We start from the raw sequence: 12,664 nt of genomic DNA, 5'->3' as shown, positions 1-12,664 counted from the left end.
AACCATGACCGCAGAGCTCAAAAGTACCACCGAAGGCAGCACCATGGTGCTGACCCTGTCCAACCCATCGCAGCGCAACGCCCTCGGCCCCGAGATGTACGCGGCTGGCATCGAAGCCTTCAACGGCGCCGAGAACAACGCCGAGATCCGCAGCGTCATCATGGTCGGCGAAGGCAAATGGTTTTGCGCCGGCGGCTCGCTGCAGCGGCTGCAGGCCAACCGCGCACTCGATCCGGCCGTGCAGGCGGAAAGCATCGAGGCACTTCACACCTGGATCGACACGATCCGTACTTTCCCGAAGCCGGTCATCGCTGCGGTCGAAGGCGCAGCGGCCGGCGCGGGCTTTTCGCTCGCGATGGCCTGCGATCTCGTGGTGTCGGCGCGAGACGCAGTCTTTGCGGCTTCCTACAGCAACGTCGCTCTCTCGCCGGATGGCGGCCTGAGCTGGCATCTGGCACGCGCGCTGCCCCGGCAGCTCGCCAGTGAATGGCTCATGCTGGGTGAGCGGCTCGAACCTGCGCGACTGCACGAGCTGGGCCTCGTCAACGAACTCACCGAGAACGGCCAGGCGCTCGCCCGGGCGCTCGCGCTGGCCGAGAAGATCAACGCACGCGCGCCGAACTCGATGGCGAGCATCAAGGAGCTGCTCGGCGAAGCACGCGGCGCATCGCTGGTGTCGCATCTCTCGCAGGAGCGCGATCACTTCGTGCGCAACCTGCATCACGCCAATGCCGGCATCGGCATCACGGCATTTCTTTCCAAAGAGACGCCTCGCTACGAGTAGCGCGGCGTCGCTCTCGTGACAACCCCAGGCATTTCAGTCACCGACAGGACAGTTCATGGACGACCCCATTCTTACCATCGAAGAACGTGAAGCGATCAATGGTGGTCGCTGGTTTTCTTCTCTTTCTCCATCACTGCGCCACGACATCCTCCGATGTGCATTCGTCAAGCGATACAAGGACGGCGACCTGATCTGCGCGCGCGGCGACCCGCCCGAGCAGTGGATCGCCTGCGCCAAGGGCGCAGTCCGCGTGAGCTCGACCGCGGTGTCGGGCAAGCAGGTGACGCTGACCTACGTGGAGCCGGGCATCTGGTTCGGCGACGTGGCGATGTTCGATGGGGACAGGCGCACACACGATGCATACGCGCATGGGGACTCCACGATTCTTTGCGTGGCGCGCGCGGACTTCCAGAAGATCCTCGCCAGCCACGTGGAGCTCTACGAGGCGTTGATGCGTCTGCAGGCGCGCCGCATTCGTCAGCTCTTCGGCCTGGTCGAGGACCTGAACACCCTGCCCTTGCGCGCCCGGTTGGCGAAGCAGCTCATCCATCTGGTGCGCAGCTACGGTGTGCCGAATCTTGCGGATGGCAGCCAGATGCGGATCGGTCTCCATCTGGCTCAGGAAGAGCTCGCGCAACTGCTGGGTGCCTCCCGGCAGCGGGTCAACCAGGAACTCAAGGCCATGGAGCGCGAGGAAGCGATTCGCATCGAACCAGGTGGACTGGTGGTGCTCGACCGCGCCGCGCTGATGCGCATTTCGGAATCCGATCAATAAAGCTCAGAGACATGACCCAGGACTTCGACAAATTCGTCGGCACGCGTGCCATCTCCCCGCAGCACCAGTTCGACGTCGACGCGCTCACCGCCTGGCTCGAGAAGAACCTCGACGGCTTCAAGGGCCCACTGACGGTAGAGATGTTCAAGGGCGGGCAGTCCAACCCGACCTACAAGCTGGTGACGCCCACGCAGAGCTACGTGATGCGTGCGAAGCCGGGCCCTGTCGCCAAGCTGCTGCCGTCCGCACATGCTGTGGAGCGCGAGTTCAAGGTCATGAGCGGCCTGGCCGGCACCGACGTGCCGGTGCCGCGCATGTACTGCCTGTGCGAGGACGAATCCGTCATCGGTCGTGCCTTCTACATCATGGAGTTCATGCAAGGCCGGGTGCTGTGGGACCAGTCCCTGCCCGGCATGAGCAACACGGAGCGCAGCGCGATCTACGACGAGATGAATCGCGTGATCGCCGCCCTGCACACCGTGAAGTTCGCCGAGCGCGGTCTCGCCGACTACGGCAAGCCCGGCAACTACTTCGAGCGGCAGATCGGCCGCTGGAGCAAGCAATACGTTGCGTCGATCACGCAGCCCATTCCGGAGATGGACCGCTTGATGGAATGGCTGCCTGCACACATCCCCGCCAGCGCGCGCGACGAGAAGATGACGTCGATCGTCCACGGAGATTTCCGGCTCGATAACCTGATGTTCCACGCCACCGAGCCGCGCGCGATTGCGGTGCTCGACTGGGAGCTTTCGACGCTCGGCCATCCGCTCGCGGACTTCAGCTACCACTGTATGTCGTGGCACATCCCGCCGGGATCGTTCCGCGGCATCGGCGGACTCGACCTGAAGAGCCTCGGCATTCCGACCGAAAGCGAATACATCCGCAAGTACTGCGAGCGCACCGGCATCACCACGCCTGAAGCGCTTGCGCCCGACTGGAACTTCTACCAGGCCTACAACCTGTTCCGCATGGCGGCCATCCTGCAAGGCATCGCCAAGCGAGTCGAGGCCGGCACGGCTTCGAGCGAACAGGCCGTAGCCTCCGGCCGCGGTGCGCGCCCGATGGCTGAAATGGCGTGGCAATTCGCCCAGCGGGCGTGATCGCCTGATCGCGGCAACGCCCTGAACCCCTTACCCACAGGAGACGAAATGGACTTCGAATACTCGGCCAAAACCAAAGACTTGCAGAAGCGCGTCACAGCCTTCATGGAAGAGAACATCTACCCGGCTGAAGCCGAGTACTCGGCCGAGCTGGCGGCCAACACCGCGGCAGGCAAGCGCTGGAGCGCGCTCAACACGGTCGAAAAGGTCAAGGCCAAGGCCAAGGCCCAAGGTCTCTGGAACCTTTTCCTCCCGGTCGACAGTGCGGCCGCATCCGGCTACAGCGGCGCAGGCCTGACGAACCAGGAATACGCACCGCTCGCCGAGATCATGGGTCGTGTGCCATGGGCCAGCGAGGCGTTCAACTGCTCGGCGCCGGATACCGGCAACATGGAAACCATCGCACGCTACGGCTCCGAGGAAATCAAGGCCCGCTGGCTCAAGCCGCTGCTCGAAGGCGAAATCCGCTCCGCTTTTGCGATGACCGAGCCCGAAGTCGCATCGAGCGACGCGACGAACATCTCGACGCGCATCGAACGCCAGGGCGACGAATACGTCATCAACGGCCACAAGTGGTGGATCTCCGGTGCAGCCGACCCGCGCTGCAAGGTGTTCATCACCATGGGCAAGACGGATCCCGAAGCGCCCAAGCATTCGCAGCAGAGCATGATCATCGTGCCGGCTGACACGAAGGGCATCCGCATCGTGCGTCCGCTGAACGTCATGGGCTACGACGACGCCCCGCACGGCCACGTCGAGATGTATTTCGAGAACGTGCGCGTGCCGGTCGGCAACATGCTGCTCGGCGAAGGTCGCGGCTTCGAGATCGCCCAGGGTCGCCTTGGCCCGGGACGTATCCACCACTGCATGCGCCTGATCGGCCTCGCCGAGCGCGCGCTCGAACTGATGTGCAAGCGCGCCTCGTCGCGTGTCGCATTCGGCAAGACGGTGGCGTCGCAGACGGTGACGCAGGAGCGCATCGCCGAAGCACGCTGCAAGATCGACATGGCCCGCCTGCTCACGCTCAAGGCCGCCTGGCTCATGGACGTCGCAGGCAACAAGGTAGCGAAGACCGAGATCGCGATGATCAAGGTGGTTGCGCCCAACATGGCCTGCCAGGTGATCGACTGGGCCATGCAAGTGCACGGCGGCGGCGGCATGTGCGACGACTTCCCGCTCGCCTACGCCTACGCAGGCGCGCGCACGCTGCGCTTCGCGGACGGCCCGGATGAAGTGCACCGCAACGCGATCGCGAAGTGGGAGCTGGGCAAGCACGGCACCGGCAAGACCGACGACGCGATGCCTGTCACGCGCTTCTGAGCAAGACCTCAAAGACAAAGGCCGCCGCACTGCGAAGTGCCGGCGGCTTTTTTACAGCTTCTTCTGCAGGAACATCGCCGAGCCGTAGGCGGGATCGAGCTGGTAGTTCGCGAAGCCTTCGCGTTCGTAGGCGCGGATCGCGCTCTTGTTGCCTGAAAGCACTTCGAGTGTCAGCTTGCAGGCGCCACGCGCACGCGCCTCTTGCTCGACGCGCGCCAGCATGCGCTGCGTGACACGCTGGCCGCGATGGCTCTCCAACACCACCACGTCGTGCACATTGACCAGCGGCTTGCAGGCGAAGGTGGAAAAGCCTTCGATGCAGTTGACGAGCCCGACCGGCTGGTCGCCGTCGTATGCGAGGACGCTGAAGGCTTGCGGACGTGACGCAAGCGCCGCCGGCAATTCCGCCAGCACCTGAGGTTCGAGCGACTTGCCGCCGCCGGCAGGATCGCGCGCATAGGCATCCAGCAGACCCACCAGTGCGCGCGTGTGCGCAGGATCGCGATAGTCGGCGAGCCGAACGTCGACCACGACCGGGCTCAAGCGGCCTCCACAGCCGCAACAAGCCGCTTGGCGCAAGCCTCGGACTGCGCGGCGTCCTTGGCCTCGACCATCACGCGCAACAGTGGCTCGGTACCGCTCGCCCGGATCAGCACACGACCCGAGTCACCGAGTTCGGCTTCCACCCGATCGATCTCGTTGGCAAGGTTCTGGTTGGACTTCCAATCCTCATCGCCAGAGAGGCGTACGTTGATCAGCGTCTGCGGGAAAAGCGTCACGCCGCCGAGCAGCTCGGCCACCGACTTGCCGCTGCGGACGCAGGCCTGCAGCACCTGCAGTGCGCTGACGATGCCGTCACCCGTCGTATGGCGGTCGAGTGCCAGAAGATGGCCCGAGCCTTCACCGCCGAGCAGCCAGTTGCGCTTGTCGAGCTCCTCGAGCACGTAGCGGTCGCCCACCCGAGCCCGCACGAACTCGATGCCCTGCGCCTTGAGCGCCATCTCGACCGCCTTGTTGGTCATCAGGGTGCCGACCACGCCAGCGGGCTTTTCGCCACGCGCGACGCGTTCCATCGCCATCAGGTAGACGAGTTCGTCACCGTTGAAGAGGCGCCCGGCCGCATCCACGAGTTGCAGGCGATCGGCATCGCCGTCGAGCGCAATGCCGTAGTCGGCGCCCTGCGCCTTGACCGCTTCGATGAGTGCCTGCGGATGAGTCGCACCGAATCCCTTGTTGATGTTCAGGCCATCGGGCGCGCAGCCGATGCTCGTCACCTCTGCACCCAGTTCGTGGAAAACCGAAGGAGCGACCTGATACGCCGCGCCATGCGCCGCATCGACGACCAGCTTGTGACCCCTCAGCGTGAGGTCGTTGGCGAAGGTGCTCTTGCAGAACTCGATGTAGCGTCCAGGCGCGTCATTGAGGCGCCGCGCCTTGCCGAGATTGCGGGAATCGACCCACACCGGCTCTTCCTTCAGGACCGCTTCCACGGCAAGTTCCCACTCGTCGCTCAGCTTGGTGCCGTGCGCGCTGAAGAACTTGATGCCGTTGTCCGGATAGGCGTTGTGGCTGGCGCTGATGACGACGCCGAGGCTCGCGCGTTGCGCGCGCGTGAGATAGGCGACGCCCGGCGTCGGCAGCGGGCCGAGAAGGACCACGTCCACGCCGGCCGAGTTGAAACCGGACTCCAAGGCCGACTCGAGCATGTAGCCCGAGATACGCGTGTCCTTGCCAATCAGAACTGTCGGGCGCGCTTCGGACTGCTTGAGCACGCGGCCCACCGCATGCGCCAGGCGGAGCACGAAATCGGGGGTGATGGGCGCTTGCCCAACGGTGCCGCGAATGCCGTCGGTGCCGAAGTACTGTCTTGTCATTGTTGAGTTTCCTAGCTCTGTTGTTCTCTGCTCATCGCTCGCCAGACAGCGAGCGCTGCAACGGTCTCGCGCACGTCATGCACCCGAACGATCGCCGCTCCCTTGTCCGCCGCCAGCACTGCGGCGGCCACGCTGGGCACCATCCGCTCTCCGGCGGCCTCGATGCCGGTGACCGCACCAAGCGATGACTTGCGCGACCATCCCGCCAGCAGCGGCAGGCCTGATGCCAGCAACTCCGCCTGGCGCGCGAGCAGCGCGAAATTCTGCTCGACGGTCTTGCCGAATCCGATGCCGGGATCGAGGACGATGCGTTCCTTTTGCACGCCGCGGGCCGCCAGTGCCCTCGCCTGTTCTTCAAGGAATTCGCGCACCGCGGGGACCACGTCCCCGCTCATTGGCGCAACCTGCATGGTCTGCGGATCACGATGCATATGCATCAGGCAAATCCCACACGACGGATGCGCGGAGACCGCATCCATCGCGCCAGGGCGCCGCAGGGCCCAGATGTCGTTGACGATGTCTGCGCCGAGCTCAAGCACTGCGCGCATCACTTCGGACTTGTAGGTATCGACCGATACCGGCACGCGCAGCTTCACCGCCTCACGCACGACCGGCACGACGCGCGCAAGCTCCTCTTCCAGCGGCACGGCGGGGCTGCCCGGACGAGTCGACTCGCCGCCGATGTCGAGGATGTCCGCGCCTTCCTTGATCAGGTGCTCGCAATGACGAAGGGCCGCCTCGGTCGAGGCATGTGCACCGCCATCGGAAAACGAATCGGGCGTCACGTTGACGATGCCCATCACCTGCGGGCGCGCAAGGTCGATTGCAAAGCGCGTGGTTTGCCAGACAGCCGTCATGCCACGCTCCCATGAAAAAACGGGGCCAGAGGCCCCGTTGATTGCCAAAGCTCTTTCACGCTCAGGCTGCGGTCGGCGTCGGATCGGGATTGACCGCCGGCGTACCGCCGCTACCCCCGCTTCCGGACGGCGGGACGCGCGGCGTCCAGTCCTTGGGCGGACGCGGCGCGCGGCCGGCCATGATGTCGTCGAGCTGCTCGGTGTCGATGGTTTCCCACTCGAGCAGCGCCTTCGCCATCGCGTGCATCTTGTCGCTGTTCTCCTCGATCAGGCGACGCGCAAGCGCGTACTGCTCGTCGATGATGCGGCGAACTTCCGCGTCGACCTTCTGCATGGTCGATTCGCTCATGTTCGTGGTCTTGGTGACCGAGCGGCCCAGGAACACCTCGCCTTCGTTCTCGGCGTAGACCATCGGGCCGAGCGATTCGGTCATGCCGTAGCGCATCACCATGTCGCGGGCAATTTGCGTCGCACGCTCGAAATCGTTGCTGGCGCCAGTGGTCATCTGGTGCATGAACACTTCTTCAGCGATGCGGCCACCGAAGAGCATGCTGATCTGGTTCAGCATGTATTCGCGGTCGTAGCTGTAGCGGTCCTGCGAAGGCAGGCTCATCGTCACGCCCAGCGCACGGCCGCGCGGAATGATCGTGACCTTGTGGACCGGGTCGCACTTGGGCAGCAGCTTGCCGATGAGCGCATGTCCGGACTCGTGGTACGCCGTGTTGCGGCGCTCTTCCTCGGGCATGACCATGCTCTTGCGCTCGGGGCCCATGAAGATCTTGTCCTTGGCCTTCTCGAAGTCCTGCATTTCGACCACGCGCGCATTGCGGCGCGCAGCCATCAGCGCTGCTTCGTTGCACAGGTTGGCGAGATCGGCGCCTGACATGCCCGGCGTGCCGCGCGCGATGATGCTCGCGTTGACGTCCTGGCCGAGCGGAACCTTGCGCATGTGGACGTTGAGGATCTGCTCGCGGCCGCGGATGTCCGGCAGCGTCACGTAGACCTGACGGTCGAAACGACCCGGACGCAGCAAGGCGGCGTCAAGGATGTCCGGACGGTTGGTCGCAGCAACCACGATCACGCCGAGGTTGGTCTCGAAGCCGTCCATCTCGACCAGCATCTGATTGAGCGTTTGTTCGCGCTCGTCGTTACCACCGCCAAGACCGGCGCCGCGCTGGCGGCCAACCGCGTCGATTTCATCGATGAAAATGATGCAAGGGGCGTTCTTCTTGGCGTTTTCGAACATGTCGCGAACGCGCGCGGCACCCACGCCCACGAACATTTCGACGAAGTCGGAGCCCGAAATGGAGAAGAACGGCACCTTGGCTTCGCCGGCAATGCTCTTCGCGAGCAGCGTCTTGCCGGTGCCCGGAGGGCCGACCAGCAACAGGCCACGCGGGATACGGCCACCGAGCTTCTGGAACTTGGCCGGGTCCTTCAGGAAGTCGACGACCTCCTTCACCTCTTCCTTGGCCTCGTCGCACCCGGCGACGTCGGCAAAGGTGACCTGGTTGTTGTTCTCGTCGAGCATGCGAGCCTTGCTCTTGCCGAAGCTGAAGGCCCCGCCTTTGCCACCCCCCTGCATCTGTCGCATGAAGTAGACCCAGACGCCGATCAGCAGAAGCATCGGGCCCCAGCTCACCAGCAGGGTCATCAGCAACGAACCTTCCTCGCGCGGCTTGACGTCGAACTTGACGTTGTTGGCGATCAGGTCGCCGACCAGTCCGCGGTCGAGATAGGTGGCTGTGGTTCGGATCTTGCGGTCGTCAGTGGTGATCGCGACGATCTCGCTGCCACCCTGGCCTTCCTGGATCGTGGCGCTCTTGATTCGGTTGTTTCGCACTTCCTCGAGGAAGTCCGAATACCCGATGTTGCCTGCGCCGGCGACGCCGCGGGTGTCGAACTGCTTGAACACAGTGAACAACACCATCGCGATGACGAGCCATACGGCAACTTTGGAAAACCACTGATTGTTCAAACGAAGCTCCAGTCGATAACGCGTAGCACTGAAAACAAAAAAGGCGCCGTGGGCACGCAATTGGCGGCCATTTTAGGCTTTTCAACCCGGAAAAACGGCCGATTTCCCCATAGCAGCCATAGGGTGCAAGCGGTTTTAAGGTGAAGACATGGATGTCGCAACCGGTATCAATTCGTATCGGGAGACTTGAGCCCTATCCCGACCATGAAAGTTTCGGACGATTTGTCGCGCGATGCCTTGGGTTTGAACGGCTTGACGACGCGGAAGTTGTCTTTGAAAAGCTTGGTCAGCTCGTTGTAGCCGCTGCCATGGAAGAGCTTGGCGACAAGCGCGCCCTCCGGTTTCATATGGTGGCGGGCGAAATCGATCGCAAGCTCAATGAGATGCGCCACCCGGGCCGTGTCGGCCGAGGCGATGCCTGACAAATTGGGAGCCATGTCCGAGACCACGACGTCGGCCTTGCGGCCAGCCATCGCGGCGGACAGCCGATCGAGCACGTCAGCCTCGCGGAAGTCACCTTGCAGGAAGGTCACGCCCTCGATCGGCTCCATGGGCAGGATGTCCAGCGCAATGATGGTGCCCGCAAGTTCGCCCACGGCGGCCCCGTCGGGCGAGAGCCTCCGCCTGACGTACTGGCTCCAGGCGCCGGGCGTCGAGCCCAGGTCCACGACAAGATGCCCGGGCTTGATCAGGCTCAAGCTTTCGTCGATTTCCTTCAGCTTGTAGGCGGCGCGCGCCCGATAACCTTCCTTGGTGGCCAGCTTCACATACGGGTCGTTCACGTGGTCGTGTATCCACGCCCGGTTGACCTTCTTCGCTTTCGGTTTGGGATTCATTGACATCGATAATACGGGGATGCCCGCCATTCAACTTACCCCTGCGCAGCGCAAGGTGCATCGCGCCGAAGCGCACCACCTCGATCCGATCGTCATGATCGGGGGCGACGGTCTCACCGCCGCCGTCAAGAAAGAGGCCGACGCCGCGCTGAAGGCCCATGGCCTGATCAAGGTGCGCGTCTTTTCCGATGACCGGGCTGCGCGAGAAGCCATGCTCCAGACCCTGGCGGACGACCTTGACGCCGCGCCCATCCAGCACATCGGCAAGCTGCTCGTGCTATGGCGCCCCATCCCCGAGAAAGAGCGCGTCCTCGACGAAGACCGCATGCCCGGCCCGCGCGATGTCCGGGTCATCAAGTACAGCAAGCGTGGCGGTCAGCGGCCCGAAATCAAGACACTGCGGGTGCTCGGCAACCAGCGGCTGACGTCCGGCGGCAACATCAAGCGCGCCAAGGCGCCCAAGCCCAAGTCGGTCAAGAAGCAGCGTCAGGCAGACTGAGGATGCCGACCGAAGCCGCGGCAGGCCCGCAACGCCACATCCTCTGCATGAAATGGGGCACCAAATATGGCCCCGAATATGTCAATCGCCTCTATGCGATGGTGCGCAGGCACCTGAGCGGCGACTTCAAGTTCGTCTGCCTGACTGATAACAGCACGGGCATCCGGAGCGAAGTCGAGTGCTATCCGATCCCCCCGCTCGCTCTCGAACTGGCCCCCGGGCAGGTCGATCGCGCCTGGAAAAAGCTGACGACCTTCGAAGCCGACCTCCATGGTCTGCGCGGAACGGCGCTCTTCATCGACCTCGACGTGGTGATCGTCGGGAATCTGGACGAATTCTTCGAGTACCCCGGCGAGTTCCTGATCATTCACGACTACGAGCGCCCCTGGAGGCGCCGCCGCATTACCGGGAACTCCTCGGTCTACCGCTTTGAACTGGGCGCTCATCCGGACGTGCTGGCCTACTTTCGCCAGAACATGGACAAGGTGCAGGAGGAGTTCCGCAACGAACAGACCTACCTGTCCGACTTCATGTACCGCAAGGGCACACTCGCCTACTGGCCCGAAGCCTGGTGCCCGAGCTTCAAGTACCACGGGATCCCGACGTGGCCGACCAACTACTGGAAGGAACCCTTTGTGCCCGAAGGCGCAAAAATCATGGTGTTCCACGGGGAATGCAACCCACCAGACGCATTGGCCGGCCGGCGCAACCGGCGTTTCAGGTTCATTCGCCCGGCGCGCTGGATCACGCAGTTCTGGCAGACCTGATAGCCCGACGAGCCCGGCCAGTGTGGGCCCGGGTTCAGTTCCGTGCTCGCCCCATGCGCCACAGCAGCACGCCGGCGCATACCCACTGGGCGAGGTACATGCCGCTTCCGAGCGAATGCCAGAGCTTGAGGTTCTCGCGCGCAAGGATGTGCGGCGCCACGGCGTACTGCTGGAGCAAGGCAAGCAGCATCGCAGTCACGATCAGGACGACTGCGCTCCGGTCGCCATCCGTCAGTCTTTCGTCGGCCTTCGAGCGGAAATAGACCAGGAGTGCCAGCCCGCATCCCAGCGCCACCCAGGTCTGGGACGCGAACAATTGCCCCGCGAAATTGCCCGCAACCGCTGGGTTGCCGAGCCGGGCGAACAGCATCGGCACGACCAGAAAGCCGATCGTCGTCAAACTGCCCCACCACAAGGCGGCGAGCATGAGTGCGGTCCGGTCTTTCATCCAGCGATTGCTCAGACGTAGCTGACCGCCACGATCTCGTAGCGCTTCACACCGCCGGGCGCCTGGACTTCGGCGGTATCGCCCTCTTCCTTGCCGATCAGCGCGCGAGCGATCGGGCTGGAGACGTTGATGAGTCCCAGCTTCAGATCGGCTTCGTCCTCGCCGACGATCTGGTACCTGACGGATTCACCCGAGTTCTCGTCCTCGAGCTCAACCGTGGAGCCGAAGACCACCTTGCCGCCCGCATCGAGCTGCGACGGGTCGATGATCTGGGCCGCCGACAGCTTGCCTTCGATGTCCTGAATGCGCCCCTCGATGAAGCCCTGGCGATCCTTTGCCGCTTCGTACTCGGCGTTTTCGCTGATATCGCCCTGCGCGCGGGCTTCCGCGATCGAGTTGATGACACCCGGTCGGTCGACCGTCTTGAGCCTTTGCAGCTCTTCGCGCAGCTTCTCGGCACCGCGCTTGGTAATCGGAATGGTGGCCATTGTTTTGCTCCAGAAAGCGAAACCGCCGAACGCTTCCGTTCGGCGGTCGATGGGAGAGAAATGATCAGACGAGCTGGCGTCCGGTCAGCCGGCTCAGGATGGCGAGCGGGCTCGATTCGGGATTGTATTGCCTCGCCGCCGGCAGATGCAGCGTCTGCTCGAGCATGTACTGGCCCGACATGACCGCATGCGAAGTCTGGTCCGAAAAGCAGACCCAGACCGAGCCTGCCGGGAACGGCACGGTCTGCTGGTCCGAGTTCTTCTGATAGTCGAGATCCGACTTCATGCCATCGTGCAATTGCAGCATGAGGTGGTCGTATTCACTGCGGTATGACTTCGTCACTCGCAGTGCGCGCAACAGTCGCGCCTGCAACGGCGAATACGGCTTGGCGCGCGGCAGGAAGCGTCGCGCTATCGCCTCGAATGGCTCCCCGACGCGCCACACCCGTGGTGCGCTGTCCGGGTTGGCGTTTGTGAAGACGCGAAGGATCCGCTCGCCGTAGTTGGGTCGCGACGGAAATGCGTCGACGTGCAAGCGGCGGTCATCCGCCCGCCACGATTGCACGCGCGTTTCCACCTGTGCAGGCCTGTAGCTGGTCGGCGCCAGTCGCAGTGCCGGTGTGTAGTGCGGCAACAGTCCGTGGATCAGCTGCTGCGCCTGCGCACGGAAGCGGCCGACCATCGCAGCCACCGCCCGCTGCCGCGCCTCATCTCCCTCCACACCCTTCAGGCGCCCCTGCGCGTCAAGGCTGATGTTGCGGACCTTGGGTGACAGCACCTCTGGCGAAAGCAGCGCCCGCTCCTCAGGAAGGATGTCGAACCCGAGCCGGGGAAAGTACAGGACCTTCCCGGCTTCGAGTGCCGCGATCCATGCCTCGTTGGGCGTCGCGGCATTCCAGTCGGCCAGATCGAGTTCGACGAGCTGCGATTCCATGGAA

At 63.8% G+C, this 12,664-nt stretch carries 14 protein-coding genes; 6 read left to right on the top strand and 8 right to left on the bottom strand.

Features of this window, described 5'->3' with window-relative positions:
* Positions 1 to 4: 4 nt before the first annotated feature.
* The 4 genes from FHW64_RS02780 to FHW64_RS02765 are packed head-to-tail and all read left to right on the top strand — an operon-like array spanning position 5 to position 3,979.
* Positions 5 to 784, top strand: coding sequence for an oxepin-CoA hydrolase, alternative type (locus FHW64_RS02780; RefSeq protein ID WP_184522850.1), 780 nt, complete (start codon positions 5 to 7; stop codon positions 782 to 784).
* A 55-nt stretch (positions 785 to 839) separates the two neighbouring features.
* Complete coding sequence (locus FHW64_RS02775; protein ID WP_184522848.1) at positions 840 to 1,559, top strand: Crp/Fnr family transcriptional regulator; 720 nt, start codon at positions 840 to 842, stop codon at positions 1,557 to 1,559.
* Positions 1,560 to 1,570: 11 nt separating this feature from the next.
* Complete coding sequence (locus tag FHW64_RS02770) at positions 1,571 to 2,659, top strand: phosphotransferase (RefSeq protein WP_184522846.1); 1,089 nt, start codon at positions 1,571 to 1,573, stop codon at positions 2,657 to 2,659.
* Positions 2,660 to 2,707: 48 nt separating this feature from the next.
* Positions 2,708 to 3,979 carry an acyl-CoA dehydrogenase family protein gene (locus FHW64_RS02765; RefSeq protein ID WP_184522844.1) on the top strand — a complete coding sequence of 424 codons (1,272 nt, stop codon included), beginning with the start codon at positions 2,708 to 2,710 and terminating at the stop codon, positions 3,977 to 3,979.
* Positions 3,980 to 4,030: 51 nt separating this feature from the next.
* On the opposite strand, the gene FHW64_RS02760 is transcribed toward FHW64_RS02765, so the two are convergent.
* From FHW64_RS02760 to FHW64_RS02740, 5 genes are all read right to left on the bottom strand, one after another.
* A complete protein-coding gene (locus FHW64_RS02760) occupies positions 4,031 to 4,522 on the bottom strand; it encodes a GNAT family N-acetyltransferase (protein ID WP_221210170.1) in 492 nt (163 codons plus the stop codon).
* The gene (gene glmM / locus FHW64_RS02755; protein ID WP_184522843.1) at positions 4,519 to 5,853 is read right to left on the bottom strand and encodes a phosphoglucosamine mutase; all 1,335 of its coding nucleotides are present in this window, start codon (positions 5,851 to 5,853) and stop codon (positions 4,519 to 4,521) included. The genes FHW64_RS02760 and glmM overlap by 4 nt, the downstream gene beginning before the upstream one ends.
* 11 nt (positions 5,854 to 5,864) lie before the next feature.
* Positions 5,865 to 6,710 (bottom strand): dihydropteroate synthase, encoded by an 846-nt coding sequence (gene folP / locus FHW64_RS02750; RefSeq protein WP_184522841.1) that lies wholly within the window; start codon positions 6,708 to 6,710, stop codon positions 5,865 to 5,867.
* 61 nt (positions 6,711 to 6,771) lie between these two features.
* A complete protein-coding gene (gene ftsH, locus FHW64_RS02745; protein WP_184522839.1) occupies positions 6,772 to 8,688 on the bottom strand; it encodes an ATP-dependent zinc metalloprotease FtsH in 1,917 nt (638 codons plus the stop codon).
* 167 nt (positions 8,689 to 8,855) lie between these two features.
* Complete coding sequence (locus FHW64_RS02740; RefSeq protein WP_184524203.1) at positions 8,856 to 9,524, bottom strand: RlmE family RNA methyltransferase; 669 nt, start codon at positions 9,522 to 9,524, stop codon at positions 8,856 to 8,858.
* Between the two features lie 19 nt (positions 9,525 to 9,543).
* Between FHW64_RS02740 and FHW64_RS02735 the strand changes: the two genes are divergently transcribed.
* Positions 9,544 to 10,023: a YhbY family RNA-binding protein gene (locus FHW64_RS02735; protein ID WP_184522837.1), complete on the top strand. Its 480-nt coding sequence runs from the start codon at positions 9,544 to 9,546 to the stop codon at positions 10,021 to 10,023.
* A 2-nt stretch (positions 10,024 to 10,025) separates the two neighbouring features.
* Positions 10,026 to 10,790 (top strand): glycosyltransferase, encoded by a 765-nt coding sequence (locus FHW64_RS02730; protein WP_184522835.1) that lies wholly within the window; start codon positions 10,026 to 10,028, stop codon positions 10,788 to 10,790.
* Between the two features lie 34 nt (positions 10,791 to 10,824).
* Here FHW64_RS02730 and FHW64_RS02725 read toward each other — a convergent pair whose 3' ends face one another.
* From FHW64_RS02725 to FHW64_RS02715, 3 genes are all read right to left on the bottom strand, one after another.
* Positions 10,825 to 11,238 (bottom strand): DUF4149 domain-containing protein, encoded by a 414-nt coding sequence (locus tag FHW64_RS02725; protein WP_184522833.1) that lies wholly within the window; start codon positions 11,236 to 11,238, stop codon positions 10,825 to 10,827.
* 11 nt (positions 11,239 to 11,249) lie between these two features.
* Positions 11,250 to 11,726 carry a transcription elongation factor GreA gene (gene greA / locus FHW64_RS02720; RefSeq protein WP_184522831.1) on the bottom strand — a complete coding sequence of 159 codons (477 nt, stop codon included), beginning with the start codon at positions 11,724 to 11,726 and terminating at the stop codon, positions 11,250 to 11,252.
* Positions 11,727 to 11,790: 64 nt separating this feature from the next.
* Entirely contained in the window at positions 11,791 to 12,660 is an 870-nt protein-coding gene (locus tag FHW64_RS02715; protein WP_184522829.1) for a Kdo hydroxylase family protein, read from the bottom strand.
* Between the last annotated feature and the right edge of the window lie 4 nt (positions 12,661 to 12,664).

The sequence above is a fragment of the Variovorax sp. Sphag1AA genome, assembly GCF_014192575.1.
Lineage (GTDB): Bacteria > Pseudomonadota > Gammaproteobacteria > Burkholderiales > Burkholderiaceae_C > Variovorax.
This window is presented reverse-complemented; position numbering and strand designations above follow the sequence as displayed.